Origin of the sequence: Nitratireductor sp. PBL-C9 (genome assembly GCF_050877045.1) — a bacterium.
Classification (GTDB): domain Bacteria; phylum Pseudomonadota; class Alphaproteobacteria; order Rhizobiales; family Rhizobiaceae; genus Nitratireductor; species Nitratireductor aquimarinus.
Window position 1 is genome coordinate 277,025 of record NZ_JBPAXW010000008.1, and the last position, 26,799, is coordinate 303,823.

Sequence of the window (26,799 nt, forward strand, 5' to 3'; positions counted from 1 at the left end):
CGCTCTGCGCTAGAGCAATTCCAGGAAAAGCGGGAACCGGTTTTCCGTCCGGAATTGCGCAGGAAACGCCCTAACAACCATTGTGATCGAACAGGAACACGCCGACCGTGCGCCAGACGATCTTGAGATCGAGCCAGGTCGTGCGGTTCTGGAAATAGTGGACATCAAGCCCGACGCGCTGGTCGTAAGACGTGTCGTTGCGCCCTGAAACCTGCCACAGCCCGGTGATGCCCGGCTTCATCAGCAGATAATCATTGATGCGTTCGCCATAGCGCACCATCTCGTCTTCCACGATCGGGCGCGGCCCGACGACGCTCATCTCGCCTTTCAGCACGTTGACGAACTGCGGCAGCTCATCGAGGCTCGAAACCCGAAGGAAACGGCCAATGGGATGGATGCGCGGGTCGTCGCGCAGTTTCTGGCAGGCGCGCCATTCCTGAAGAAGCACCGGATTTCTGTCCAGAAGCTCCTTGAGCAGCCGGTCGGCGTCGCGCCGCATCGTGCGGAACTTGAGACAGTCGAAAACGCGCCCGTCGCGACCGATGCGCTTCTGCCGATAGAAGACCGGCCTTCCGTCGCTGATAAGGATGCACAGGGAGATCGCGGCGAAAGCCGGCAAAAGAAAAAAGAGAACAAGAATACTGAAGACGATGTCGAATGTTCTCTTGAAAACAAAATAGGAGCGGAAATGTCTTACTTTCCGCAGCTCCAATTCCTGTTTTACGGAACTATCGTATGCGTACAGCATGAACCCGCCCCTGGGTGTTGTTCTGTGTGCCTCGCCGTCGATCATTATAAAGCCGCGCAAACCGCGTGATATAACTCCATCGGGGTAGTGGACGGCGCTATTTAGGTGCAATCCACCGAACAATCGGACCATCCCTACTCCCGCAAAGCCGCCGGTCTAATCGGCATCATTTGAGTTGCTGGGCGGCTGGCCAAAAGCATTAGCGCTCCAGACTTGTGCGATGGAGGGAGCGCCCTGTTTCGGTTGCGGCGGCCTTTGCACACGTGGCCCGCAGAATGCGGCGTCCGTGCTCTGCACTGGCGCGCTCCAGCACGCTTCCATAAAGCGCAAGCAGCGCAGAAAGCCATGTCTGCGCCGTGTTGGCGATGAGCGGCGCAACGGCAAGCGCATCGTCGCTCATCGCCGCGACCAGCCCGTCATCATCGGCGAGCCGGCGCAGCGTGGCGGCCAGCGCCTCGATGCCGCCGGTCGGAAAAGTGAAGGCTGCGCCCGCCTGCGTCAGCTCCCGCCCCAGAAGCGCGTGGCCGGGCAGCACGACCGGAATGCCGCTGCCCACCGCTTCGAGCGCCGCCAGCCCGAACGGCTCGGGCACACGCGAGGAAATGACCACGCAGCGCGCAGTGCGCATCAGCTCCGCGATGCGGGCGCGGTTGCACCAGCCGTGCAGCGTGACTTCCGGATAGCGGCTTTCAAGAACGGTGCGCCCTGCCCCTTCGCCGATGACGTGAAGCGGGACGCCGGCCAGACGGGCAGCCTGTGCCGCGTCTTCAAAGCCCTTTTCCGGTTCCAGCCGCCCGACGAAGAAGAAATCACGCATCGCTTGCGGCCGCGCGCCCGACCGCAGGAAGGGCTCGACCGGGTTGCGGATGGTCACCATGCGGCTGTCATCGATGCCCGAACGGGCGAAGTAATCCCGCATCGCCTCATGCACGAGAACGATATTGGCCGGCTGGCTGTGAAGCGCGAAGAAGCGTTGCATCATCATATGCCGTGCCGAGCGCCAGGCCTTTTGATGAAAGCCGCGCTTGTCGCATTGCGTGGTCAGGCAGCGCAGCGACATGGGCGCAAGCTTGCACACCGACGCCATCGGGTAGTTGATGAAGCCGCCATTCGGGCAGGCCAGAAAATAGTCATGCGCGTGCAGCACGACACGCCCGCGCACCGCCATCAGCGCGCGGAAAATGGAGGGTGACAGGATCTTCGACCACCCATGCACGTGATAGATGGTCGAGGGTCGGTCGTGCGCCTCGATCCAGCCTCTGAGTGCGGCATGGGCGTTGCGATTGTAGAGCCCGCCGGCAAAGGCCGCGATCCGCCCGCGCTCCACGAGCGGCCTGTCGCCCAGATGCACCGCGTCTGGCTGGCCTGCCTGCGCAGGACTGTCGCCGGCAAAGAAGGTGACCGGCACGCCGGCCTCGCGCAACAGGCGCGCGGACAGGCACGAAAGGTTGGATGCGCCACCGATCTCGGCTGACCTGTCATTGATGATGACGACACGTCCCGGACGCATGGCTGGCTCCTATTCCAGAACGGTGACGTTTTGCGGCGCAAGCCGGCCACGCACGAGATCCGCCAGCGCGCGCATATTGCCCGAGAGCCGGCCACGCCGGTCCACCCAGGGTTCTGGCCGGAAGATCTTCACCGTGTTGGCGACAAGATTGCGCATGATCTGCGGCGCGGCATGGCGCGGGCTCATGGTCTTCTTGCGCATCAGATAGACAGGGTTGGCGATCTGCGAATAGCCAAGCCGGATGCCCGATGTGCGCCCCGTCTTGGTGCCCAGATGCACCCCGCGCAGCCTTTGTGAGCGCACGATGCGTCCATGGCGCGCAAGCTGCCGGCTGAAATCCACATCCTCCAGCCAGCCATAGAGCGGCAGGTTTTCATCAAACCTCAGCCCATAACCACGCACCGTCGACATGCGAACGGCCATGTTGCAGCCATAGCCGTTATAGACCGGCTGTTCGCCACCGCGCGGCGGCGCGTCCGACCGGGTGCGGATGATCCGCAGCCCGTCTTCCAGCGGGATTCCCGGCCCCAGAATGCCGTCGGCATCCACCGTTCCCGTGCTCATGACCACATCCGGATACTCCCGGAAGATGCGCACAGTCTCTTCCAAATAGGAGGGGGCGACGAGAAAATCGTCATCCAGAAAGAGCAGGACATCGGCCTTGCCGACGCATTCGAGAATGCGGTTTCGCTGTCGGCAGAGCCCGCGCTCCGAGAAGACCACGCGGGTTCGCCCGGAAAGTGCGCCAAGTGCGGCGGGATCGACGTCATCATCGGCAGCCGCGCAAATGACGATCTCGTCGACCGGCTGCGACTGGTGCAGAAGATGCGGCAGGACAGAATGAAGGATCGGCCGTCGGCCAGTGGTCGCGATGCCCACGGCCACCCGATAGTGCATGTGTCGATGAAACCGTTCAAACGCCATGACGCTCTCCCGCTCCAACCGTGTTTCTGCTGGAAGGTCGCCACCACTGCCCCGATTTGCGCTTGTTGAAGACCACGCCCAGAATGCCGACGCGCGACTTGCCGAAGGTGGAAAGCGCATTCGCCAGCCACTCCACAGTCATGTTGCGGCGGTTTCCGAGCACGAGAAGAATGCCGTCGACATAGGCGCTCGCCGCGCGCGCATCGGCGGACGTCGCGAAGGTGGAGAGGTCGACGATGATCACGTCATAGTCGTGCCGGAGCTCTTCCAGCTTCTTCTTCAGCGCCGGCAGATGGCCGAAGCGGTGCCCCGGATGCGCGGCCTTTCGTATCTGGTCGACGGTCAGGACGGGAAGGATCGGCGCTTCATCGTGACGGACCTGCTTGTCGCCCTTGCGCTTGCCGTCGACAGGCTCGTCCAATTCCAGATCGTCGCGATAGATCGCAAGCCCTGCTTTCGGGCCTGCACTGGCGGCCTGAATGCTGAGATAGGGCTTTTTGAAATTGGCATCGACCAGCACCACCCGCAGCCCTTCATTGGCGTAGAGCTGGCCGAGATTGGCCGCAATGGTGCTCTTGCCCTCGCCGCCACCGACCGAAGTGAGGCCGACGACGATCGGCCCACCTGCAGGAAAGGCCGCGTCAATGGAGCTTTTCACGCCGCGCAGCGCCTCGGAGAAACCCGAATAGGGCGCATCCAGAACGAAGCGCAGCGCGCCCTTGCTGCCGGGGGCCTGGAAACGCGTGAAGGGCACATAGCCAAGCGTGGGCAGGCCCAGTTCGCGCCCCAGCCGCTCCCCGGAGCTGATGCGCCGGTCGAGCACGTCGCGCAGACCCGCAAGCCCTAGCCCGCCGGCAAAGCCAAGCATCAGCGCCATCGGCATGATGAGGGTCGTCTTCGGCCAGTTCTTCGCGAGCGGCGGCGTGGCCGCCGTCACCATGCGCGCATCACCAATCGGGAAAGACTGTTTCTGCAATGTGCTGATGAGCTGCTGGAGAACGCTTTCATACATGCGGCGATAGGTGGTCGCGCGGCTTTCAAGCTCCGTCAGTTCGACCCGTGCGAGGTTCTTTTCCGACACATTGCCCTTGATCGCATCGAGCTGCTTCTGAAGAAGCTGTTCGCGCGCCTCAGCCGTGTCGAGATTGGATTTGTAGACCCCCTGAATGCGCACCAGCTCGGTGGTGATGAGACCTTCAAGACGCGCGATCTCGGCCTTCGCCGCAAGCGTCGGCTCACTTTCTGCGCCATAGCGCGTCTGCTGCGCCTCAAGCCGGGTGCGGGCGGCGCCTAATTCGCTGCGCAGCCGGTTGATCTCGGTGTTGTTCAATGCCTCGCCGACATAGCTGTCCGGCAGTTCACCGGCGAGCATGCGGTTGATCGTGGCAAGCCGCGCGGCCTCACCCGCTTTTGCAGCCTGCGCGGACAGCAACTGACTGCTGATCTCGGTAAGCTGCTGCTGGTCGAGACCGGACGCGCCCACCTGGGCGATGTCGTTGCGGTTTCTGTATTCCTCGGCGCTGAGGGCGGCCTCATGCGCCTGCTGGCCGACCTCGACCAGCCGGTCCTCAATCCATTGCGCGCCCCGCGCGATGATCTGCGATTTGGCGTCGAGGCTCGACTGCATATAGGTGTTGGCAATGGCGTTGGCCGCCCGCGCCGCCTTGTCCGGATCGGTGGAGGTGTAGCCGATCTCAAGCACATAGGACTGGCCCACGCGCCGAACCGAAACGCGCCCCAGAAAACCCGCCATGGTGCGGCGCATGATGTCTTCTTCATCGGGTTCGCCTGCGGCCGCAGCGCCTTCATCCCCCTGATCGAACACCGACAACAGGGCGGAGATCGCACCGCGCACCGCAGACCGCCATGAAGAGCTGGTCTGTATCTCCGGATCTTCGGTCAGGTTGAGCTGCTTGATCACCGAACGGGCGATGGCCTCAGACTTGACGATTTCCACCTCGCTGGCGATTTCCGCCGTCTCGATGATGATGGTGCCGGTGGAAGCATCCTGCGACGCGATGCGGGCCTGTTCGCGGTCGATCACGATGCGCGCGATGGAGGTGTAGGTGGGCTGGGTCTTGGCGATGTAGAGCGCACCAAGCGCAAGCCCCGCCGCCGAGGCCAGCGCGAGGATGAAGAAATGCCGGCGCAGAAACGCCCATATGTCGCGGAATGAAATGTAGTCCTGTTGCTGCCGGCTTTCCCTGGACGCCATGTCCGTCCCGGTCAGCTTTCTGATTTCCTGCACCACCATGTCCTGTCCCGCCCCGTCTTGTAGCGCCGCCTGAAGGCACGGCGATCTAGCGCGACTGCGCCTGCATGATTCCGTTTTCCAGCGAAGCGCGCGGCGTTGCGGCGCGCAGCAGATCGAGCTGCACGTCAAGAACGTCGCCCGGCTCCAGACGCGTCGTCTCGCTTGCCTCGACCCGCATTGCCTGATCACCGCCACGCAACACGCTGAAGCGCAGCGGCTGCTGTTCCACCGCGCGCTCACCGCGCCGCAGGAGCGAAGCGCCCGTTGCCTGAAGAAGCTGCTCCGTTACCCCGCGACGCAGTTCCAGATCGTCGATTTCCAGATTGACCTTCTGCAGTTCCGCGCCGATTTCGGTGCGCCGCACGCCTTCAAGGCTGAGCGCGTCGCGCTCGGTCTCGCTCAGCCGCTGCTGCGCGCGCATCGAGGCGACCGCCAGATCGAGGCGGCTTGCCTGCAGATCCGCCACGATGCGTTCAAGCCCGGTTTCGCGCGATTTCGTGACCGTGCCCTTCTTGACGAGCTGGGCCACATTGCCAAGCTCGTCCTGCGCGATCTGGATCTGCCGGTCCTGCGCGACCATCTTCTCGCCGAGGATCTTGATCTCCTCGCGGAAGAGCGTTCCAAGCTCCGAAAGCGAATTGTGTTGACGCTGATAGGCATTGCGCCGGGCCTCGAAGATGGCCTGCTCGTCCCGCACGAACTGGGCTGCATGACCCGCCAGCGGACGGCCCTGCAACGCCGTCTCGAAATCGACCTCGGCGTTCTCGACCAGCTCCGCCTCAAGGCGCGCACGGCGTGTTGAAAGCTGGAGAAGCTGAAGATCGATGCGGCCGATCTCGCCGGCGTAACGGATCTGTTCAAGCTCCGAATAGCCGCCGGACTGGTCGGATCTGCGCACCCGCCCGCCCGCCATGGCGAGCGCCTGCAGCACGCTGAGCCCCGGTTTGAACTCGAACTCGCCCGGCCGCTCGACGCTGCCGGTGACGAAGACGGACGGATAGCGCACCACCTCCACCGTGGTGTCGGGCGGCGCGAGTAGACCGGTCTTTTCCTGAAGCGCCGCCGCAATCTCTCCGGCCAGCGCCTGCGGTGTCCGGCCTTCGGCCTCCATCGGACCGACCAGCGGCAGCGCAATGCGGCCCGAAGGCGAGATCGCATATTCGCCATTGAGCGCCGTCCATTCGCGATATTCGCCCTGCGCCTCCACCCACTCGACCACCGCGATCTTCACCCGCGTCTGCGGCAGGAGCCGAAACTCCTCGGAAGCGCGGGAAGGAGTGCCCGGCAGGAGAAGGAGAAGAGAAGCGAGGAGAAGCATGAGGGCCGCGATGACGCGCCCTGACAGATGGTCGGTGGAGACTGTGCACTTGATGCTGCGCTGCTTCATCCTGCCCGTTCCGAATAGATGCGGTTCTGGATCGATACGGTTCCGGGGAAGACGCGAGACCTCCTCCCCCACCGTCGATCATCGGGCGAAACGGCGTCAGGTAAATTCGGTTGAAATGCTGTGCGGCTAGTTCCTTTCGGCTAGGGCGTCTAAGCCCATTGGGCTTTTGAGGCAGAGCGGGCAGCCCCGCCCCTTTGCAACCGTCCGATCGGATGATGACCTAGCCCGTTTGCGCGTGGCGCTCCCTCGTTCAGACATGCCTTAAACCGTATTGTCGGCGTGCCCGCGCGCGCGCTTTCACAGCAATATCCCGGAAGACAAATCCGGGAGGAGCACCGTGCGCGTCGCCATTGTCCATTACTGGCTGGTCTCCATGCGTGGAGGCGAAAAGGTCGTCGAAGCCCTGTGCGACATGTATCCCGATGCGGACATCTTCACGCTGGTCTATGACGAGAGCCGGGTTTCGGAGAAGATCCGGCGGCACCGGGTCATCCCCTCGTTTTTGCAGAAAATCCCGGGCTCGCGCCGGCACTACCAGTCGCTTCTGCCGCTGATGCCGTTTGCGCTGGAGAGCCTTGATGTGTCCGGCTACGACCTGGTGATTTCCAGTGAATCCGGCCCGGCCAAGGGCATCACGCCGGGGCCGCAGGCTACCCATGTCTGCTATTGTCACTCGCCCATGCGCTATGTGTGGGATCACTATCATTTCTACCGCGCCAATGCCCGGCCGCTGGCCCGCCTCATGATGCCGTGGATCGCGCCGGCGCTGCGCACCTGGGATGTCACCACCGCCGCGCGCGTGGACGCATTTGTCGCCAATTCGCGCCATGTGGCCGACCGGATCGGAAAATACTATCGGCGCCGCGCAACCGTGCTCAATCCACCGGTGAGCGTCGATGATTTCGCGCCGGCTGCAAATCTTGGCGATCACTATCTCGTTGCCGGCCAGCTCGTCGGCTACAAGCGGGTGGATCTGGCCGTGCGCGCCTTCACCACGATGGGGCGCAAGCTCGTCGTCATCGGCGAAGGGCCGGAGACAGAGGCGCTGAAACGGCTTGCCGGTCCCACGATCACATTCCTCGGCCGCGCGCCCTTCCCGCAACTGAAGGAGATGCTGGCGACCTGTCGCGCACTCGTTTTTCCAGGCACCGAGGATTTCGGCATCGTGCCCGTGGAAGCGATGGCAAGCGGCAGACCCGTGATCGCCCATGCCAGCGGCGGCGTGCTCGATTCCATCGTGCCCGACCGCACCGGCCTTCTGTTCGAAGACCAGTCCGAGGCCGGGCTGATCGACGCCGTGCATCGTTTCGAAGCGATGGAGAGCGCCTTCCGGCCAGACCTGATCCGCCAGCATGCCGAACGCTTCAGCGACAGGCATTTCAAGGCGCGCCTCCAGAAAATCATCGATGACGAGATCGCACGGCGAAAGCCCGCGCCCGTTTCGCCGATGCCGGCGCGACGCCCGCGCACACCGCTTCATCCAAGGCTTGCCGGCGTGAAGATGCAACGGGACACCCATTTGAGAAACGGAGCGTGACGGGACCATGTTTTCAGCTCTGCGCATACGCAACACAGAGCCCGACCGGGACAGCGATGCGGCGCGGTTCGCGCAGCTTCTGGCGAATCTTGAGGAACTCGAGGCGGCTTTGCGGCACGAGCGACAGGGCCTCAAGGAACGCTGCGAGCGCGTGGCGGCCACTGCCGCCTTTGCGCAGGAGCGTTTCGAGGATCACCCCCGTGAGGCACGGCTCTCCACGCAGATCGATGACATGACCTGCGCCATGAAAAGCTACACGCGGCGCATGGCGGCGCTGCAACGCCAGATCGGCCTTGTCGGGCAGCTTCGGCTGATGGCGCAGAGCTTTGTCGCCGACCATGACGAGACACCGTCCTACACGCTGGCGCGACCAGAACTGCGCCACTGAACCGGCGTCCAGACCATGCCTTTCAAAATGATTAGAGGAGAACCGCCGATACGCTGACAAGATGAAAGGCATAAGACCTAAGCGCAGGGGATTTGCACCAACGTTCTATCTGCACGGCGCGCGCGGGCTTTTATGATTTCAGGCAGTTGCAGGCATTGCACAACACAAGTCATTGGGTGTTAAGCCACCGCCTTCATTGAGGTTTTCAGGGAGGCTTTCAGGCTTGACGCAATAGATAAACGAGGCTCCGGATCGTCACGCCGAGGCAATGGCGAGGGATGTCTCCCGGTTCAAACGGAGAGGAGCGAACCGGGGGAGCGGGAGGATATGCGAAACGATGGCAGTGAGCCGGTGTCGGCCAACCAGGCACCGGACGGCGGACCAGGAAAGGTCGGTGAACCGGGCAGAATTCTCATGACAAGCAGTGGCAGTTCAGAACGCGCAACTCAACAAACCGACACAGCCGACATGCTCGCGCTCATCGAAGAGAACATTCGCACCTTCGAGCTGAGCCTGTCGGGAATGCGCGTTGTGGTTCCCGTCGACAACGGGCTTCTGGCCGCCACCGCCACCATAGCACTCATGGCCGGGGCAAGCGCCGTCACCGCCATCACCCCGCCCGCCACGCGTTTCCAGCCTGCTGAAGAAGCAGCAGACGCAACGCGTGCGCTGGCCGAAGCAGCCGGACTTGCAGACGCCCTCTCCATTGAAGAGCGCATAGACGACGAGACCTGTCGAACCACCAACATTCTGGTGAACGGCCCATCCATTCGCCCCATCACAAGGTCCCTGATCGAGCGCATGCACGAACACTCGGTCGTGGCGCTTCTCCACGAAGCATGGATGACGCTGACCGGCGAGGTGGATGTGGAAGCCTGTCTCGAACATGAGGTGCTCATTTCCGCCGTCAATGAATCCCACCCCCTCGTGGGCGGCAGGGAATACCAGAGCGCGCTTTGCCAGGCGCTTTTCAGGGATGCCGAAATTCCGCTGGAGGATGCGGACATCGTGCTCATCTGTGACAATCCCCTCTCCGACAATCTGGAACAGGGCCTGCGCCGGGCCGGTGCGCAGGTGGCTGTCGTGGCCCATGCCAACCAGATATTCGAACACAGCTGGGACGCCATCCTTCTTGCCAAGCGGCCGCATGACGAACCCCGGCTGGGCATTCAGGATCTCGGCTGGATCGCCAAGAGCGCTCCCAATGCAACGGTGATCCAGTATTGGGGCGATGTGGACCGGAAGGCGGCGCGCTACTTCGAACTGAAGGTCTGGCCGCAGCGCACGCCTGGCAAGGGACAATGGGGCCTGCCGCTTGATACGCTCGGCCCCAGTCCGATGCTGCGGCGCATCACAGGTGGCCTGAAAGCGGCCCAGACCGTGCTCGCCGGCCAACCGATCGCACCGGGTGATCTGGCGCAAACCCTTACATCTCCCGACATTTTCAATGGCGATTGACATTCGCCAATCTGCGCCTCACGCCTTCGCAACTGCGAAAAACTGTGTCATATCCCTGTCGCTATCGCACGGATGCGACCCTTTCCGGATCGTCTGGCGAAAGCGAAGGGAGGAGTATATTGAGCGCCACCGCAAGAACTGCGGCTCTCACGCCGCCTGACATTCTGGCGAGAAAGGGGGGCGAACCGCTTGTCTGCCTCACCGCCTACACCACGCCCCTCGCCCGCATCGTGGACAGGCATTGCGACATCATCCTTGTCGGCGACAGCGTGGGCATGGTTCTTCACGGTCTGCCAAGCACGCTCGGCGTTACCCTCGACATGATGATCATGCACGGGAAGGCCGTACGGCGGGGCGTGGAACGCGCTCTGCTCGTGGTCGACATGCCCTTCGGCTCCTACGAGGAATCGCCGGAGCAGGCCTTTCGCAATGCCGCCCGCATCATGGCCGAAACGGGCTGTTCCGCCGTCAAGCTGGAGGGCGGTGAGACGATGGAAAGGACCATCCGCTTCCTCACCCGCCACGGCATTCCCGTCATGGGGCATATCGGCCTGACCCCGCAGGCGGTGAACAGTTTCGGCGGCTACAAGGTGCAGGGGCGCGGCGATGACGCCTTCCACATTCTGCGTGACGCGGAAGCCGTGGCGGACGCCGGCGCGTTTTCCGTAGTGCTGGAGAAGGTCCCGGCCGCACTTGCCGACCGGATCACCGCCACCACCCCCATCCCCACGATCGGCATCGGCGCATCCGCGTCCTGCGACGGCCAGATCCTCGTCGTCGACGACATGCTCGGGATGTTCGATACGTTCCGGCCGAAATTCGTGAAGCGGTTCGCAGAGCTCGGTCAGACAGCGGATGAAGCCATTGCCGACTATGCGCGCGATGTGCGCGCAAGGCGCTTCCCCGCCGCCGAACATGTTTTCTCCGACACCGTCCCGGCGCTCCACAAGGGAAAGACCGAATGAGCCTCAGCATTCTCCGCACCGTTGCCGATCTGCGCGACCGGGTTCAGACGTGGCGGCGCGCCGGCGAGCGCGTAGCGGTGGTGCCCACCATGGGGGCGCTGCACGAAGGCCATCTGAGCCTGGTGCGGGCCGGCAGGGAGCGCGCGGAACGCGTGATCGTGACGCTCTTCGTCAATCCCAAACAGTTCAACAACGCCTCGGATCTGGCAGCCTATCCGCGCACCGAGGCTGACGACGCGGCGAAGCTTGCGCCATTCGGCGTCGATGTTCTGTTCGCGCCCGGCGTTGAGGAAATGTATGGCAACGGCTTCGCCACTACCGTTTCGGTCTCCGGCGTCAGCGAGGGCCTGTGCGGTGCTCACCGCCCCGGACATTTCGACGGCGTCGCCACCGTGGTCAGCAAGCTTCTGCTGCAAAGCGGCGCGGACTGCGCGCTCTTCGGCGAAAAGGATTTTCAGCAGCTTCTGGTGGTGCGCCGGCTTGTCGCCGACCTCAACATCCCGACAGAGATAATCGGCTGCCCGACCGTGCGCGAGGCCGACGGGCTTGCCCTCTCGTCGCGCAATGTGCGCCTGACGCCGGAAGAACGCCGCACGGCCCCCGCCATCGCCAATGTCCTGCGGGAGACCGCCGAACGTCTCGCCTCTGGCATGCTGGCCGCGCCCGCGCTCGAGGCGGCGCGTTCGGCACTGGAAGCTGCCGGTTTCGACCGTGTCGAATATTTCGACCTGAGGGACGCAGAAACCCTGCTTCCGATCGAGCGCGTCGATCAACCCGCAAGGCTGCTCGCCGCCGCCTGGCTGGGTGAAACACGCCTCATCGACAATCTGCCGGTGATACCTCTGGGGAATTGAAGACCGGCTTTTGCTGATACGGATTTTGCAACAGCGTTTCCGTCACAGCTGCGTGATTTTCAATCCCAACCACTTGATTTCACAGTGATCGCCCGCCCTGCGATACTCCGCGCTTCGGCAAGCGTAAGATCGCGCCGAAGTCCGTAAAAAATCACCATCTACAGGGAGGTCGTTATGAAAACCCTCATTCTGACGGCATTGGCAACGCTGTTTCTCGCCGCACCTTCAGTCGCCGTGGAACCGATCAAGGGAAGCCTGAATTACGAAACCAGCATGTCAACGCTGGACAACACCCCTATCGGCTCGGTGACCTTCAATGACTTCTACAACAGGGGTACCCACTACCGCGAAATCTACATCGTCGGTCCGGACCGTCGCCTGAACCTGGTCAACCGCACGGTGGTCAGCGATTGATGCAACATTGTCTGTTTCCCAGCTAAAACGGCCCTGACATTCAGGGCCGTTTTTTTGTGCGCCCTGCACGCTTTTTCCTGTCCGCCCCGTCTTCATCCTTGAGACGATGGGACAAGATGGCGGTGGCGACGGTGGTGGCCGTGGCCACGAAGACACCGAGGCCAATCAGCACATAGACGATGGTGAACATCTTGCCTGCAAAGGTTTGCGGGGAGAAGTCTCCATAGCCCACGGTCGAGATGGTGATGACCGAGAAATAGACTGCATCCAGAAAAGACCAGTCTTCAGCCCAGGAATAGAAGATCGCGGCACACAGAACGATGGTGCATGTGAAAGCCATCAGGCTCAGAACATTCCTGTCGGAAAAGGCCGCACGCACCCCCCGCCAGAGTTCCGCGATCATCCTCATTTTTCTTCGCCGTTTTGCAGCACCGCCTGCACGTCTTCGGCAAGAAGGAGTGCAATCGGCCGCGTGCCCTCGAAGTTTGCCAGAATGATTGCAAACATCGAAGTGAGCGGAATGGCCAGAATGGCGCCCGGAATGCCCCACAGGGACGACCAGAGCGCAAGCGACACAAGCACCACGAAAGGCGACATGTTGATCCGCCGCCCGATCATTCGCGGCTCCAGAGAATTGCCGACCCACATCTGCGCACCCGTGAGCAGGATCGCAACAACAACCGTCGTCTGGATCGAACCGAACTGCGCAAGCGTCAGAAGCACGGGGAAGACCACGCCAAGCAGCGACCCCACATAGGGGATGTAGTTCAAGAGGCCGATAAGCACCGCCCAGAACAGCGCAAAATCGACGCCAAACAGCTTGAGGACCGTAAAGGACATGACGCCCAGAATGACGTTCACAAGCGTTTTGACGGTAAGGTATTCGCCGATATTGCGGTTGATGTCGCGCACCATCATATGCGCCTGGCTGGCCCGCTCCTGAGGCAGGACAGCAGCGATCTTGCGCGCAAAGCCGCCACGCTCGGCCATCAGAAAGGTGGAATAGATCACGGCCATGAAGATCACGCCGGCCAGCGAGCCGACCGAGCCGATGCCGACAGCCGCAATCCGCTGCAGGTTGATCCGCCCCCAGAGCGTCTCGATCAGCGTGCTGAGATTGGGAATTTCTTCAATCTCGAAGCGGGCCGATATGCTCTCCAGCATATCCGTCAGGTTCTTCTGGTAGACGGGCAGGCGCGCCATCACCTGCTCTGCCGTGCCGACCAGAACGCTCGCCAGAAGCAGCAGCACCAGAACGAAAATCGCCAGCACAACGCCCCTGAGCGCCCATTCCGGCAACAGGCCGATCAGCGGCACCCGGGCAAGCGCCGCTGTCGCGGTGAGCAGGACATAGACGGAAATGATCGCGATGAAGATCGGCATCAGAACCGATTTCCCGACCACAAGTATCCACCCGATCAGGACCGCCAGTACGACGGCCATGACCAGTGTGGTGAAGGCACGAAGCGGATCAGCCTTTTGGAGCATGTTGTCTCAGACGCAGCGACAGAAGCACGAGTGCAGCGCCGCTTGCGAGCAGTTCGAGTGCAACGATCAGCCCGAAATTGAGGCTGAGGCCCATGAGCACGATCAGGCCGAGAACGGCCGATACGCCGCCCGCCACGAGCAGCGCGGGGAAAACCGTGTCACCGCGCAGGCTGCGCCCCATCCACACCTTGCCGAGGCCCGACGCGAGCAGGAACACACCCAGCAGGACGCGCAGTATGCTGCCATCGCCAAACGGTCCGAACAGAAGCGACACGCCGAGAAAAAGCGCGGCTGCCGCCAGCAGCCCTGCGCCGGTCATCGTGCGAACGTCCTTCGCCTTATAGGCTGCCCAGCCCTGAAGGGCGCCGACGATGACCAGCGCCCAGCCACCCAGCGTGATCGTCAGGTTTGAGGCCGAGTTCAGGTTGAACAGGGCAGCCAGGCCACCGACCAGCGCCACAACGCCGGCCAGGAGCCACAACATCCAGTGCTTCATTTTATCCTCTCACGCTGCCGGGCTTTTGCGGGAAAGCGCCAGCACAATCAGGGACACGCCATTGGAGATCAGTTCCACGGCGAGGAAAATGCCCAGAACGACCAGCGCCGACTGCGGGAAGTTCGCGAGAATCATGCCACCGAGCACCAGCGAGACGATGCCGGCCAGGATCATGATCCAGCGCAGACGCGAATCCGATGCGCCAATGCCCAGGAAAATGCGCATCACGCCCATGGCCAGAAGCATCGCAGCGACCACGAAGGTCAGCGAGACCATGCCGCCGAGCGGGTTCGCGATCAGGCTCACGCCAACGAAAAGCAGCGCCAGCCCCAGCAGGATGGACAGAAGCCGTCCGCCCCACCCCTGATCGTTGAACACCGACAGGATCGTCAGAATGCCCACAACGATAAACACCCAGCCGGCCAGAAGCTCGGCCGTGAGCGTTGCGGCCAATGGATTGGCCAGCGCGATAAAACCACCGACAAGCGAGATAATGCCCGCGAGCAACCACCAGAACCAGTTCTTCATTTTACTCTCCTTGAGGCCGCCTAGAGCAGCCATTCCACCGGCAACCAGCCGATAACAACTGTAGCAATCTGCTGGAACCATGTAGCGCCAGGTTCTTCCTGATAGATTACCGGATCGCCCTGCCGCTTCTCCTCTACCCAGATCATCTTGTTTTCCGGTGTGAGTTCAGGCTGATAGCTTACCAGATCGAGCGGACCATCAAAGCCGGCGCTCACCTGCTGCGCCATGGACGGACTGTCGATCAGGAAACCCATCTCGCAATTCAGCATCGCCGAGCGCGGATCGAAGTTGAACGACCCGATAAAGATGCGCTCGCCATCCATCGCGAAGGTCTTCGCGTGCAGGCTCGCGCCCGAAAGCCCCAGCGGCTTCAACTGGATCGCCGATTCAGGCGTCACCCCGCCACGCAGCTTCAGCTCATAAAGATTGACGCCGGCCTCCAGAAGCTCGCGCCGGTATTTGGCATAGCCGCTGTGAACGAGAAGCACATCCGTGGTGTTGAGCGCGTTGGTCAGGATGTTCACCTGCCTGTCGGTGCGCGCCAGATCCCCGAAATAGGCGGCCCCGATCTTTCCCGGCACGAAATAGGCCGAGATCAGATCAAGCCGCTCGCGCGTTTCGCCGAGAAGCGCGCCCAGCCGCATGATCATGAGTTGATCGCGCGTGGCGATGCCCTGCCCCTTGACCGGATCGTCGGCCACGAGCTGCACATTGGTCCATTCAAGCGCCTCGCCGCCCCCGGCATAACGCGCCGCACTGCTTTCCAGTTCGGCCAGAACCGCGCGGGCTTCCTCGCTGCCCTCCACCTCCGCGACACGCGTCTCGAAGTTGGCCATGTCGCCCGAACCATTGATGATCGTCTCGACGCCGAACACGGAAGCGCTGTTCCAGTATTGATCGAACACGGCCGCCGTCTGCGGCAGCACATGGCCCGTCGCCAGCACGTCCATGTCCACATAGAAGGCGTCGCCGATCTGGAAATATTCATCGCCGATGTTGCGGCCGCCGATAATCGCCGCCGCACCGTCCGCGATCAGTGCCTTGTTGTGCATGCGCCGGTTCATGCGGAAAAAGTCGAACGTATATCCGAAGAGCTTTGGCCGGCGCACCGTGGAAGGATTGAACAGCCGGATATCGAAATTCGGCAGCGTGTTCAGCGCGGCCATGTAGCCGTCGAGCCCCGGCACGCCATTGTCGTCGAGCAGGAGGCGCACCCGCACACCGCGGTCGGCGGCCTCTTTCAGAGCTGCCAGAAGCAGGATGCCGGACGTATCGTCATGCCAGATGTAATATTGCGCATCGATGGAGACTTCGGCCCGCTCGATCAGCGCGAGCCGGCTCGCCAGCGCATCCTTGCCATCGGCCAGCGGAAGAACGCCGGTTTTGCCGGGGTGGCTTGAGGCTCCCTGCGCCATCAACCGCCCCAGCGGTGTGGCGGGATCGACCGCAATCGTCTTTTCCGGCGCGCGATTGGAAATGTCTGGAAGCGGGAACAGCAGGCGCAGAATGATCACCGCCACGGTGGCCGCGATCGCGATGGAAATCAGAGTGAGTATCACCCGCTTCATGCGCAAGGAGCTCCCGGCCGCGTGGATAGAAGCCCCAATGTATCCCAACTATATGAAGAATTGGCAAGAAACCGGCTTTGCGTGTCGAGAATCGGAATGAAAAAGGGGCTCTCGCCGGTGCGGGAGCCCCTTGTCTTTCTCGCCGGTGCGCCTTCGTTCAGGAGGCGAAGGCGGTCTCGTAGATTTCGGGCTTGAAGCCAAGGATGCGCTGATCGCCGAGATCCAGAACCGGGCGCTTGATCATGCTGGGCTGCTCCAGCATCAGCTTGACGGCTTTGTCGGCGTCGAGATCCGCCTTGTCCGCATCGGACAGTTTGCGGAACGTCGTGCCGGCGCGGTTGAGAACCTTTTCCCAGCCCAGCTCGCGGACCCAGGCTTCCAGCCGCTCACGGTCGATGCCGGCGGATTTGTAGTCGTGAAACGCATGCGCAACGTCATGCGCCTCAAGCCAGGACCGCGCCTTCTTCATCGTGTCGCAGTTCTTGATGCCGTAGATCACGACAGGGTTCGAAGCGTTCATCGCCGGATCACTCCCACTCGATGGTGCCGGGCGGCTTGGACGTCACGTCGTAAACGACGCGGTTGATGCCCTTCACCTCGTTGATGATGCGGGTCGCCGCGCGGCCGAGGAATTCCATGTCGTAATGGTAGAAATCGGCGGTCATGCCGTCGACCGACGTTACCGCGCGCAGCGCGCAGACGAACTCATAGGTGCGTCCATCGCCCATAACGCCCACGGTCTGCACCGGCAGAAGCACGGCGAAGGCCTGCCAGATCGCGTCGTAGAGACCGGCCTTGCGGATTTCGTCCAGATAGATCGCATCGGCGGAGCGCAGGATCTCGAGCTTCTCGCGGGTCACGCCGCCGGGGCAGCGGATGGCGAGGCCCGGTCCCGGGAAGGGATGGCGGCCGATGAAGCTGTCGGGCAGGCCCAGCTCCTTGCCGAGCACGCGCACTTCGTCCTTGAAGAGCTCGCGCAGCGGCTCCACCAGGCTCATGTTCATGCGCTCGGGCAGACCGCCCACATTGTGGTGCGACTTGATGGTGACCGAGGGACCGCCGGTGAACGAGACGCTCTCGATCACGTCGGGATAAAGCGTGCCCTGCACCAGGAAGTCGGCGCCGCCGAGCTTCTTTGCCTCTTCCTCGAACACTTCGATGAACAGGCGGCCAATGGTCTTGCGCTTCGTCTCCGGGTCGCTCTCGCCTTCCAGAGCGCCGATGAAGCGGTCGGAGGCGTCCACCAGGATGAGCGGGAGATTGTAGTGCTCGCGGAACATGGCGACGACTTCCGCCGCCTCGTTCTTACGCATCAGGCCGTGATCGACCAGAATGCAGGTGAGCTGATCGCCAATGGCTTCATGGGTGAGCAGCGCGGCCACGGAGGAATCGACGCCGCCGGAAAGCGCGCAGATCACCTTGCCGTCGCCAACCTGCTTGCGGATGGCTTCGACGGCCTGCTCGCGATAGGCGGCCATCGTCCAGTCGCCCTGAAGGCCGGCAATGTTGTTCACGAAATTCGAAAGAAGCTTCGCGCCATCCGGCGTGTGCACCACTTCGGGGTGGAACTGCACGCCGTAATATTTGCGCTCCTCATTGGCGATGGCCGCAAACGGCGCGCCCGTGGAGGTGCCGACAACGCGGAAGCCCGGCGGAATGGCCGTCACGCGGTCGCCATGGCTCATCCAAACCTGATGGCGCGTGCCCTTGGCCCAGATGCCTTCGAACAGCGGGCAATCGTCCTCGATTTCGAGGAAGGCGCGACCGAATTCACGGTGATCGCTGCCTTCGACCTTGCCGCCGAGCTGGGCGCACATGGTCTGCTCGCCATAGCAGATGCCGAGCACCGGAAGACCGGAATCGAAGATCACCTGCGGCGCGCGCGGGCTGCCGATATCGACCGTCGAGGCCGGGCTGCCGGAGAGGATGACCGCCTTGGGCGCAAGGCGCTCAAACGCCTCTTCCGCCGACTGGAACGGTGCGATTTCGCAATAGACTCCGGCTTCGCGCACCCGTCGCGCAATGAGCTGCGTGACCTGGCTGCCGAAATCAACGATGAGAACTGTGTCGGGATGGGATGTCGTTTTCATGGCGAGCCTTTAGAGAAAGATACGGGTGGGCGCAAGCGGGCGGGCAAAGTTTTCCCGGTGCCGAAACGCCGCATCCGGGCCTGAAGCGGCTGGTCTGTTTGTACTGAAAATCATGCAGCGCGCCATCACAAAAGCCCCTTGGCGAGGGCTTCTTCCAACTGATCCACGGCCGATGCGAGCTTCTCGTCGATGACGTGCAGATACTCCGTCCAGTCGGCCACGTGCTGCAGTTCGGCAGCGCCATCGGAGATGCCGCGCAGCGCCACCAGACCGAGACCGAAGCGCTGGCAGGCGCGCAGCGCCGCAAACGTCTCCATGTCCACCATCTCGGCGTCGATGGCGTCATAGGCCGCGCCCGAAACGATATTCGCGCCGGTCGAAAGCGTTGCCTCGCGAATGCCGGGAATGCGATGCGGCAGGGGCATGACCGCCGGATGATCGAGGAACGGCGTCACGCCCTTCTCGAAACCGAGCGGCGAGGCATCCATGTCGCGGTAGGACACGGCGGTCGCCTGATAAACCTCGGTCTGCTCCAGCGAGCGGCTGCCGGCCGAGCCAAGCGACACGAGCAGGTCGGGCAACTGCCCTTCCGCGTCAAGCAGCGCAAGCTCGGCGCCCAGAACAACACCGGCCTCGACCGGGCCGATGCCGGTCATCAGCGGTGTGAAGCGCTTCTTGAGATGCGGGCCATATTCGGCATCCGCCGCCATCACGAAGAGAACGCGCTTGCCGGAGAGGATGGCCGGTTCCACGGGAGCCCGCGTCATCCTTCCAGCCCTTCCCGTCCGACGATGGTCATCATGGTTCCGGTCATGGTGGCGATCAACTTGGCATCTCCTTCAGAAGAATAGGCATAGGCCTGGCCGTCAGCGACAATGATGGTGCGGCCGGGCTTGGTGACCTCGCCGCGAAACAGAAAGCGCTCTCCGCGCCCCGGCGCAAGCAGATTGACCTTGAATTCGATGGTCAGCACCGCAGCATCCACCGGCATCAGCGAAAAGGCGGCATAACCGCAGGCAGAATCGAGCGCTGTCGAAATCACGCCCGCATGCAGAAAGCCGTGCTGCTGGGTCAGCCCTTCGGCATGAGGCATCTCGATCTCGACAATGCCCGGCGTCACGAGCGTCAGCTCCGCGCCGATGGTCTGCATCATCTTCTGGCGGGCAAAGCTTGCGCGCACCCGCGCTTCGACATCCGTGGGATTGGTCTCGTTGGGATTGGTCCCGTTCATAAGCAGACCTCCTGTGCCGCGGTTCCGGCCTCTCTCAGACGCGCTCCAGAGCGGCGAAGTGGAAACCGTCCGTTGCAGTGCGGTGGGGCGAAAGCGCGATGCCGGTCGCCCGGTCTATTCTTGCCCTGGCCGCCTTGCCGGGGAAGTGCCTTTCCCAGAGCGCCTCATGGTCCACCGGGCGAAACGCCGGATTTGCCTCAATGAAGGCGCGGACCTGATCTTCGTTCTCTTCGGCAAAAACCGAGCATGTAATGTAGGCGAGACGACCGCCGGGACGCACGAAACGCGCGGCCTTGGCGAGAATTTCGGCCTGCTCGGCCTGACGCTGTTCCAGCTGCTTCTCACCCAGCCGCCATTTGGCGTCGGGCCTGCGCCGCCAGGTGCCGGCCCCGGTGCAGGGCGCATCGACCACGACCAGATCGAGCCGTCCCTCGAAGGGCGCAAGGGCAGCCTCATCCGCCACCGCCTGCACATTGCGGCACCCTGCCCGCTTCAGCCGGTCGATGATGGGGGCAAGCCGTTTCCTGTCTGCATCGAATGCGTGGATCTGGCCGGTATTGCCCATGGCTGCGGACATGGCGAGCGACTTGCCGCCCGCGCCGGCGCAGAAATCGAGCACCTGCATGCCCGGCGTCGCATCCGTCAGCTCTGCGACGATCTGTGACCCCTCGTCCTGCACTTCGAACCAGCCATCGCGGAAAGCCTGCTCGGACTGCACATTGGGATGCCGCCCCTGCCCTTCGATGGCCGGGACGCGCAGGCCCTGCGGCGCGAGATCGCAGGGCAGCGCACCGGCGCTGGCAAGCGCCTTTGCAACCTGATCGCGCGTGGCCCGGAGCGTGTTGGTTCGCATGTCGAGCGGCGGGCGTTCCGAAAGCGCTGCGGCTTCCGCCACCCAGTCATCGCCCCAGGTGCGCTTCAAAAGCGGCTCGCACCATTCAGGGCTTTCCGCACGCACGCCATCGGGCGCGGCATCAAGCGGGTGATCCGCAATGCGGGCAATTTCATCGGTGGAGAGCAGCGGCGGCGCGAAACTGTCTTCCGCCAGCGCGGCGTTGAGCATGTCCGGCGTGCAATCGCCCTGCAAAAGCAGAGCGCCGAAGGCCAGCGCGCGTGGCGTTTCTTCCTGAAAAATCCAGCCGGCAGAGCGTTTGCGGCGCAGCGCATCGTAAACGATGTTGCCGATGGCGGCGCGATCCTTGGAGCCAGCGAAACGGTGGGACAGTCCCCAGTCTCTCAGCGCATCCGCTGCCGGCCTGTATCGCCGGTCGATATCGTCCAGAATCTCAATGGCCGCAGCCAGCCGTCCGCCAAGTCGCATGTCTTACCTTTGCCGGTTACCCGAATGGCGAACAGCTAGCCGGTACAGGCCATTTGCACAAGTGAAACGGGCGTGGATCGCTCCACGCCCGTCACTTATCCCCGGTACTGATCCGAGCCTTTTGCCGGTTTTCTATTCCGCAGCGTGCTGCGGTGTCTTGCCGGTCACCGGAACCGCATTGGCCTCATAGCCGTGCGCTTCCTTCAGCGCCTTGCGCACGCCGTTCCCGTAATCGGGATGCACCTTGTCGAAATGCGCGAGCTGGCGCTCGATGATTTCGCCTGGCACCCCGCCCATGGCGGCGGCGATGTTGGAGAACAGCCGGTTTTTCTCGCCCTCGTCGAAGAGGTTGAAGAGCGCGCGCGGCTGGCCGTAATCATCATTGCCGATGCGGTGGTTATAGCGATCCGCATCGCCCGAGATCCTGAGCGGCGGCTCCTTCGCAGCCGGGCTTTCCACCGGACCGCCAAAGGAATTGGGCTCATAGAATGCATCCGGATTGCCGGTCTTGATGCCGCCGAACGTGTTCATCTCGCCATCACGGTGATAGTGGTGAACCGGGCATTTCGGCTGGTTTACCGGGATCGTCTCATAATGCGTGCCCAGCCGGTAGCGGTGCGCATCGGCGTAGGAGAAGATGCGCGCCTGCAGCATCTTGTCCGGCGAGTAGCTGATGCCCGGCACGATGTTGGAGGGCGAGAACGCCGCGTTCTCGATCTCGGTGAAGTAGTTGTCCGGGTTGCGGTTCAGCTCCATCACACCGATGTCGATGGGCGGATAGTCCGCGTGCGGCCATACCTTGGTGAGATCGAACGGATTGTACTCGGTCTTCTCCGCATCGGCCTCGGGCATGATCTGCACCTGCACCTTCCACTTGGGGAATTCGCCGCGCTCAATCGTGCCGAACAGGGCTTCCTGATAGCTTTCGCGGGTCTTCCCGACCACCTCTTCAGCCTCGGCATTGGTGTAATGCTTGTGGCCCTGCATGGTCTTGAAGTGGAATTTCACCCAGAAGCGCTCACCCTTGTCATTCCACAGCGAATAGGTGTGCGAGCCGTAGCCGTTCATGTACATCGGCGCGACCGGCAGGCCGCGGTCGGACATGAGGATGGTCACCTGATGCAGGCTTTCCGGCGACAGCGACCAGAAATCCCACATCGCCGTGGGCGACCGCAGATTGGTGCGCGGGTGACGCTTCTGCGTGTGAATGAAGTCCGGGAATTTCAGCGCATCGCGGACGAAGAACACGGGCGTGTTGTTGCCCACCAGGTCCCAGTTGCCGTCCTCGGTGTAGAATTTGAGTGCAAAGCCGCGCACGTCGCGCTCGGCGTCGGCTGCGCCCGCCTCGCCCGCAACGGTGGAGAAGCGCGCCAGCATCGGCGTTTCAGCGCCCGGCTGCAGCGCCTTGGCGATGGTGTATTTCGAAATGTCGCCGGTGATCTTCAGCACGCCATGCGCGCCCCAGCCCTTGGCGTGCACCACGCGCTCGGGAATGCGTTCGCGGTTCTGGTGCGCAAGCTTTTCGATGAGCTGGTAATCCTGAAGGAGAACCGGTCCGCGCTCACCCGCAGTCACGGAATTCTGGTTGTCGCTGACGGGGGCGCCAGCGGACGTGGTCATCGTGGGTTTGTCTGCCATGAAAGATACTCCCTTGCTTGCTCTCCGGTGCCTGACCGGTTGCCGGTTGGACTGCGGCATGGCTTGGAACAAATTGAAGGTAGTCACACCGCCTCATAAATTCCAATTGTCTTTCATATTCGATGCGATAATCTGAAGTTATGATACGCCTCACCATCAGACAGATGCAGTATTTCGAGCGACTGGCCGAAACGCTTCATTTCGGACGCGCGGCCACGAGCTGCGGCGTGACGCAGCCTGCCCTTTCGGCGCAGATTTCCGAAATGGAGGCGCAGCTCGGTTTCAAGCTGTTCGAACGCGGCAGCGGGGCCGTGCGCCTGACCGCCGAGGCCCATACGCTGCTTCCGCGCGTGGTGCGCATTCTCTCCGAGATCCGGGAGCTGGAGGGCGAGGCCCGGCGCGAGCGCAAGGCGCTTGAAGGCCGTTTCCGCCTTGGCGTCATCCCCACGATTGCGCCTTACCTGCTGCCCGAGCTTCTGCCGCTTCTCAAACAGCGGTTTCCCAAACTGCGGCTTGAGGTGCGCGAGGCGGTTACCGAGACGCTGGCCGAGGACACGGCGACCGGCAGGCTCGATGCCATGATCGCGGCGCGGCCCATCGATGACAACCGGTTGCTGCCCGAAGCGCTTTTTGACGACCCCTTCTATCTCGCCGTGCCGAGCGAAGACGCCGAACGCCTTGCCCCGCCCGTGGCGCAGGAGAGCATGGCGCTCGAACGGCTGATGCTTCTGGAAGACGGGCACTGCATGCGCGGACAGGCGCTGGAAATCTGCGGCAAGGTGAAACCGGTCACCATGGAGACCTTCGGCGCAACCAGCCTGACGACGCTTTTGCACATGGTGTCGCATGGGATGGGCGTGACCCTCATACCGCAAATGGCGCGCGCTTCGGCAAAGCTCCTGCCCTCCGTCAGCGTGCTGCCGTTTCTCGCCCCCGGCCCTTCCCGCAGCATATGCCTGGCTGGCCGAAAGTCCAATCCGCGCAAGGCCGATTTCGCGGCCCTGCACGAGGCGATCCTGCAGGCTCACACGGCACTTCTCGCGCGCGGCTGAACCTCAGATCGCCAGCCGCAGGGCGAGCAGAAGCCACATTGCGCCAAGCGCGAAGAACCCCAGCACAAACAGCGGCTGGCGGTGGCGTATCCTGTTCGACGTAACATGCACATAAGCATGACCGCAGCGCGACAGAACGAAGACCCAGGCCAGCGAGACCGCCGCCACGCCGGCACCCCCGGTCACGAAAAGCGCCAGGCAGACCGCATAAAAGAGCACCGGCAGCTCGAACTGATTGGCCAGATTGTTGCGCACATAGAGGCTTTCCGCCGGCTCATCGCGGTTTTCGCGAAACTGCGAGACCGTGGCGCTGCCGCTTTCCACCGCCTTCTTCCGCCGCATGCCGATCAGCAGATAAACCGCATAGACCAGCGCCACCTGCGCGATCATCGGCCAGAAAATGGCGGTCTGGGACATGGTCTTCCCCCTGTGTGAACTGTGAATCCTGATTTCCCCATCAGCTCCTAAATCCAGAGCCTTTGCAAGGTTGCCCACATTGCAAGGATCGAATCATGAAAGCTTATGCCGCCGAGTGTTTCGGCACGTTCTGCCTCGTCTTTCTGGGCTGTGCGAGCATCATCGCCGGGGGATTCGGCAATCTTCTGCCGCTGGGCGGCATCGGCATCGCCCTGTCATTCGGCGTTGCCGTCATTGCCATGGCCTATGCCATCGGCCCCGTTTCCGGCGCGCATATGAACCCGGCAGTCACCGCCGGCGTTTTTCTTTCGGGGCGCATGCCGGCCCGCGACGTGCTTCCCTACATTCTGGCGCAGATTGTCGGCGGAACGCTCGCCGCAGCAGCCCTCTGGGGCATTGCGCAGGGCAACAACGCGGTCGCTCCCGTTTCACGCGCCGCAAACGGCTGGGAATCCGCCGGACTTTACCCCACACCCACCGCCTTCGCGCTTGAAGCGCTCGGCACCTTCATTTTCGTGACGGTCATTCTGGGGGTAACCGCCAAGAAACACCGCACCGCGCTTTCCGGCATGGTGATCGGACTGACGCTTGCGGTCCTTCACCTGTGCCTCATCCCGGTGACGGGCACGTCCATCAATCCCGCGCGCTCAATCGGCCCCGCCCTGTTTGCCGGCGCGCGCGAGATGAACCAGCTCTGGCTGTTCATCGCCGCACCGCTTACCGGGGCGATCCTCGCCGGCATTCTGGGAAGAACAGGATACCTGGAGCGCGCCTGACGCAATAAAAAAGGGCCTGAGCGGCCCTTTTCCAAACGCGTAGATGCCTGAAGCGCTCACACGCCGCCCGGATAATTCGGGCTTTCACGGGTGATCGTGACGTCATGCGCGTGGCTTTCACGCAGGCCCGCACCGGAGATGCGCACAAAGGTCGCCTTGCGGCGGAACTCTTCCAGATTGGCCGCGCCGACATAACCCATGGCCGCCTTCAGACCACCGGTGAGCTGGTGCAGAACACCGCCAGCCGGTCCCTTGTAGGGCACCTGGCCTTCGATGCCCTCAGGCACGAGCTTCAGCGTATCGCGCACTTCCGCCTGGAAGTAGCGATCCGCCGACCCGCGCGCCATCGCGCCAACCGAACCCATGCCGCGATACGCCTTGTAGGAACGGCCCTGGTGCAGATAGACCTCGCCCGGGCTTTCATCCGTGCCGGCGAGCAGCGAACCAACCATTGCCGCCGATGCACCGGCGGCAAGCGCCTTGGCGAGATCGCCGGAGAACTTGATGCCGCCATCGGCGATCAGCGAAACGCCCGCCTTGTCCGCCACTTCCACCGCCGACATGATGGCCGAGAGCTGCGGCACGCCCACACCGGCGACGATGCGCGTGGTGCAGATGGAGCCCGGCCCGATGCCGATCTTCACGCCATCCGCACCGGCGTCGATGAGCGCCTGTGTGCCTTCGGCGGTTGCGACGTTACCGGCAATGATGCGCACATTGCTGGAGAGCTTCTTGGCCCGCGCCACTGCGTCGAGCACGCGCTGGGAGTGGCCGTGGGCGGTATCGATCACAAGAAGGTCGACGCCGGCATCGATCAGGCGCTCGGCGCGCTCGAAACCATCCTCGCCGACGCTGGTTGCGGCGGCGGCGCGAAGGCGGCCCTGCGCATCCTTGGAAGCATGCGGGTTGAGCTGCGACTTCTCGATGTCCTTGACGGTGATGAGGCCGACGCAGTTGGACGCGTCATCAACCACGAGAAGTTTTTCGATGCGGTGCTGGTGGAGAAGGCGCTTGGCCTCGTCCTGAGCGACGCCTTCCTGCACGGTGACAAGATCCTGATGCGTCATCAGCTCGCGCACACGCTGCTCGGGATCGGAAGCGAAACGCACGTCGCGGTTTGTCAGGATACCGGCAAGACGACCCGTTGTGTGACCGCCAGCGCCGCCATTCTCGACAACCGGAATGCCCGAAATTCCATGGGCGCGCATCAGCGCCTGCGCCTCGGCCAGCGTTGCGTCAGGGCCGATTGTGATGGGGTTCACCACCATGCCCGACTCGAACTTCTTGACCTGGCGCACTTCCTCGGCCTGCTCGATGGGCGAGAGGTTGCGGTGAATGACGCCGATGCCGCCGGCCTGCGCCATGGCGATGGCGAGACGCGCTTCCGTCACCGTGTCCATGGCGGCGGAAAGGATCGGAATGTTGAGATCGATGTCGCCGGCAATGCGCGTGCGCACGTCCGTCTGGCCGGGCATCACTTCCGAGTGGCCGGGCTGCAGGAGCACGTCGTCGAAAGTAAGCGCCTCGGCGCCGGTTGCAGTCTCGATGATTTTAGCCATGGCCGACCCTTTGGAATAAGAGGACACGCGACCTCGCCACTCAAAAGCAAGGCCTCGTCTGTGTGATTCCCTTTCAGGATTGGCGCTGGCTGGTACCACGTCAGCGCCGACTTGAAAAGGTGGTGCTTTGTAAGCGTAACAATTGTTGTCCACATGACATGACAGCACCAACACAGCTCCGCCACTGCCACAGGAC

General features: G+C 62.7%; 26 protein-coding genes. 8 read left to right on the plus strand and 18 right to left on the minus strand.

All coding sequences use genetic code 11. The annotated features are described in order from the left end of the window. Positions 1-70: 70 nt before the first annotated feature. The 5 genes from ACRTG1_RS17955 to ACRTG1_RS17975 form a co-directional block, all read right to left on the minus strand. Entirely contained in the window at positions 71-793 is a 723-nt protein-coding gene (locus tag ACRTG1_RS17955; RefSeq protein ID WP_432516766.1) for a sugar transferase, read from the minus strand. Between the two features lie 154 nt (positions 794-947). Next, positions 948-2,258, minus strand: a complete 1,311-nt coding sequence (locus ACRTG1_RS17960; RefSeq protein WP_432516767.1) for a glycosyltransferase family 4 protein — start codon at positions 2,256-2,258, stop codon at positions 948-950. 9 nt (positions 2,259-2,267) lie between these two features. Next, complete coding sequence (locus ACRTG1_RS17965; protein WP_432516768.1) at positions 2,268-3,182, minus strand: glycosyltransferase family 2 protein; 915 nt, start codon at positions 3,180-3,182, stop codon at positions 2,268-2,270. After that, a complete protein-coding gene (locus ACRTG1_RS17970) occupies positions 3,172-5,436 on the minus strand; it encodes a GumC family protein (protein WP_432516769.1) in 2,265 nt (754 codons plus the stop codon). Before ACRTG1_RS17970 ends, ACRTG1_RS17965 begins: the two co-directional genes overlap by 11 nt. 46 nt (positions 5,437-5,482) lie before the next feature. Further along, positions 5,483-6,823 (minus strand): polysaccharide biosynthesis/export family protein, encoded by a 1,341-nt coding sequence (locus ACRTG1_RS17975; RefSeq protein WP_432516770.1) that lies wholly within the window; start codon positions 6,821-6,823, stop codon positions 5,483-5,485. Between the two features lie 337 nt (positions 6,824-7,160). Between ACRTG1_RS17975 and ACRTG1_RS17980 the strand changes: the two genes are divergently transcribed. The 6 genes from ACRTG1_RS17980 (at position 7,161) to ACRTG1_RS18005 (ending at position 12,439) form a co-directional block, all read left to right on the plus strand. Beyond that, positions 7,161-8,360 (plus strand): glycosyltransferase, encoded by a 1,200-nt coding sequence (locus tag ACRTG1_RS17980; protein ID WP_432516771.1) that lies wholly within the window; start codon positions 7,161-7,163, stop codon positions 8,358-8,360. A gap of 7 nt (positions 8,361-8,367) precedes the next feature. Beyond that, on the plus strand, positions 8,368-8,748 hold the full coding sequence (locus ACRTG1_RS17985; protein ID WP_297558239.1) for a hypothetical protein: 381 nt from the start codon (positions 8,368-8,370) through the stop codon (positions 8,746-8,748). Positions 8,749-9,216: 468 nt separating this feature from the next. Continuing rightward, positions 9,217-10,206 carry a hypothetical protein gene (locus ACRTG1_RS17990; protein WP_206545792.1) on the plus strand — a complete coding sequence of 330 codons (990 nt, stop codon included), beginning with the start codon at positions 9,217-9,219 and terminating at the stop codon, positions 10,204-10,206. Positions 10,207-10,325: 119 nt separating this feature from the next. After that, positions 10,326-11,171 (plus strand): 3-methyl-2-oxobutanoate hydroxymethyltransferase, encoded by an 846-nt coding sequence (gene panB / locus ACRTG1_RS17995; RefSeq protein ID WP_432516772.1) that lies wholly within the window; start codon positions 10,326-10,328, stop codon positions 11,169-11,171. Beyond that, complete coding sequence (gene panC / locus ACRTG1_RS18000) at positions 11,168-12,025, plus strand: pantoate--beta-alanine ligase (RefSeq protein ID WP_206545790.1); 858 nt, start codon at positions 11,168-11,170, stop codon at positions 12,023-12,025. The genes panB and panC overlap by 4 nt, the downstream gene beginning before the upstream one ends. 174 nt (positions 12,026-12,199) lie before the next feature. After that, complete coding sequence (locus ACRTG1_RS18005; RefSeq protein WP_206545789.1) at positions 12,200-12,439, plus strand: hypothetical protein; 240 nt, start codon at positions 12,200-12,202, stop codon at positions 12,437-12,439. A gap of 40 nt (positions 12,440-12,479) precedes the next feature. On the opposite strand, the gene ACRTG1_RS18010 is transcribed toward ACRTG1_RS18005, so the two are convergent. The 11 genes from ACRTG1_RS18010 to katA form a co-directional block, all read right to left on the minus strand. Then, a complete protein-coding gene (locus ACRTG1_RS18010) occupies positions 12,480-12,848 on the minus strand; it encodes a potassium channel family protein (protein ID WP_204360789.1) in 369 nt (122 codons plus the stop codon). Then, the gene (locus tag ACRTG1_RS18015; RefSeq protein WP_206545788.1) at positions 12,845-13,927 is read right to left on the minus strand and encodes an AI-2E family transporter; all 1,083 of its coding nucleotides are present in this window, start codon (positions 13,925-13,927) and stop codon (positions 12,845-12,847) included. The genes ACRTG1_RS18010 and ACRTG1_RS18015 overlap by 4 nt, the downstream gene beginning before the upstream one ends. Further along, on the minus strand, positions 13,911-14,423 hold the full coding sequence (locus ACRTG1_RS18020) for an HdeD family acid-resistance protein (RefSeq protein ID WP_113154446.1): 513 nt from the start codon (positions 14,421-14,423) through the stop codon (positions 13,911-13,913). The genes ACRTG1_RS18015 and ACRTG1_RS18020 overlap by 17 nt, the downstream gene beginning before the upstream one ends. A 9-nt stretch (positions 14,424-14,432) precedes the next feature. Continuing rightward, positions 14,433-14,951 carry an HdeD family acid-resistance protein gene (locus ACRTG1_RS18025; RefSeq protein ID WP_224873405.1) on the minus strand — a complete coding sequence of 173 codons (519 nt, stop codon included), beginning with the start codon at positions 14,949-14,951 and terminating at the stop codon, positions 14,433-14,435. A gap of 20 nt (positions 14,952-14,971) precedes the next feature. Continuing rightward, positions 14,972-16,519, minus strand: a complete 1,548-nt coding sequence (locus ACRTG1_RS18030) for a phospholipase D family protein (protein ID WP_432516773.1) — start codon at positions 16,517-16,519, stop codon at positions 14,972-14,974. A 157-nt stretch (positions 16,520-16,676) separates the two neighbouring features. After that, positions 16,677-17,039 (minus strand): ArsC family reductase, encoded by a 363-nt coding sequence (locus tag ACRTG1_RS18035; protein WP_113154443.1) that lies wholly within the window; start codon positions 17,037-17,039, stop codon positions 16,677-16,679. 7 nt (positions 17,040-17,046) lie between these two features. Continuing rightward, positions 17,047-18,609 carry a glutamine-hydrolyzing GMP synthase gene (guaA, locus tag ACRTG1_RS18040; protein ID WP_113154442.1) on the minus strand — a complete coding sequence of 521 codons (1,563 nt, stop codon included), beginning with the start codon at positions 18,607-18,609 and terminating at the stop codon, positions 17,047-17,049. A 125-nt stretch (positions 18,610-18,734) separates the two neighbouring features. Beyond that, on the minus strand, positions 18,735-19,376 hold the full coding sequence (locus tag ACRTG1_RS18045) for a 5'-methylthioadenosine/S-adenosylhomocysteine nucleosidase (RefSeq protein WP_206554094.1): 642 nt from the start codon (positions 19,374-19,376) through the stop codon (positions 18,735-18,737). After that, a complete protein-coding gene (locus tag ACRTG1_RS18050) occupies positions 19,373-19,840 on the minus strand; it encodes a PaaI family thioesterase (protein ID WP_113154440.1) in 468 nt (155 codons plus the stop codon). Before ACRTG1_RS18050 ends, ACRTG1_RS18045 begins: the two co-directional genes overlap by 4 nt. 34 nt (positions 19,841-19,874) lie before the next feature. Continuing rightward, positions 19,875-21,161 carry an RsmB/NOP family class I SAM-dependent RNA methyltransferase gene (locus ACRTG1_RS18055; RefSeq protein WP_432516774.1) on the minus strand — a complete coding sequence of 429 codons (1,287 nt, stop codon included), beginning with the start codon at positions 21,159-21,161 and terminating at the stop codon, positions 19,875-19,877. A 132-nt stretch (positions 21,162-21,293) separates the two neighbouring features. Continuing rightward, the gene (gene katA / locus ACRTG1_RS18060) at positions 21,294-22,799 is read right to left on the minus strand and encodes a catalase KatA (RefSeq protein WP_206547195.1); all 1,506 of its coding nucleotides are present in this window, start codon (positions 22,797-22,799) and stop codon (positions 21,294-21,296) included. A 140-nt stretch (positions 22,800-22,939) separates the two neighbouring features. Between katA and ACRTG1_RS18065 the strand changes: the two genes are divergently transcribed. Continuing rightward, positions 22,940-23,851 (plus strand): hydrogen peroxide-inducible genes activator, encoded by a 912-nt coding sequence (locus tag ACRTG1_RS18065; RefSeq protein ID WP_206545782.1) that lies wholly within the window; start codon positions 22,940-22,942, stop codon positions 23,849-23,851. Positions 23,852-23,854: 3 nt separating this feature from the next. Here ACRTG1_RS18065 and ACRTG1_RS18070 read toward each other — a convergent pair whose 3' ends face one another. Continuing rightward, on the minus strand, positions 23,855-24,268 hold the full coding sequence (locus tag ACRTG1_RS18070; RefSeq protein ID WP_113154436.1) for an MAPEG family protein: 414 nt from the start codon (positions 24,266-24,268) through the stop codon (positions 23,855-23,857). Positions 24,269-24,363: 95 nt separating this feature from the next. Between ACRTG1_RS18070 and ACRTG1_RS18075 the strand changes: the two genes are divergently transcribed. Then, a complete protein-coding gene (locus ACRTG1_RS18075) occupies positions 24,364-25,044 on the plus strand; it encodes an MIP/aquaporin family protein (protein WP_206545781.1) in 681 nt (226 codons plus the stop codon). A gap of 56 nt (positions 25,045-25,100) precedes the next feature. Here ACRTG1_RS18075 and guaB read toward each other — a convergent pair whose 3' ends face one another. After that, complete coding sequence (guaB, locus tag ACRTG1_RS18080; RefSeq protein ID WP_206547194.1) at positions 25,101-26,603, minus strand: IMP dehydrogenase; 1,503 nt, start codon at positions 26,601-26,603, stop codon at positions 25,101-25,103. Between the last annotated feature and the right edge of the window lie 196 nt (positions 26,604-26,799).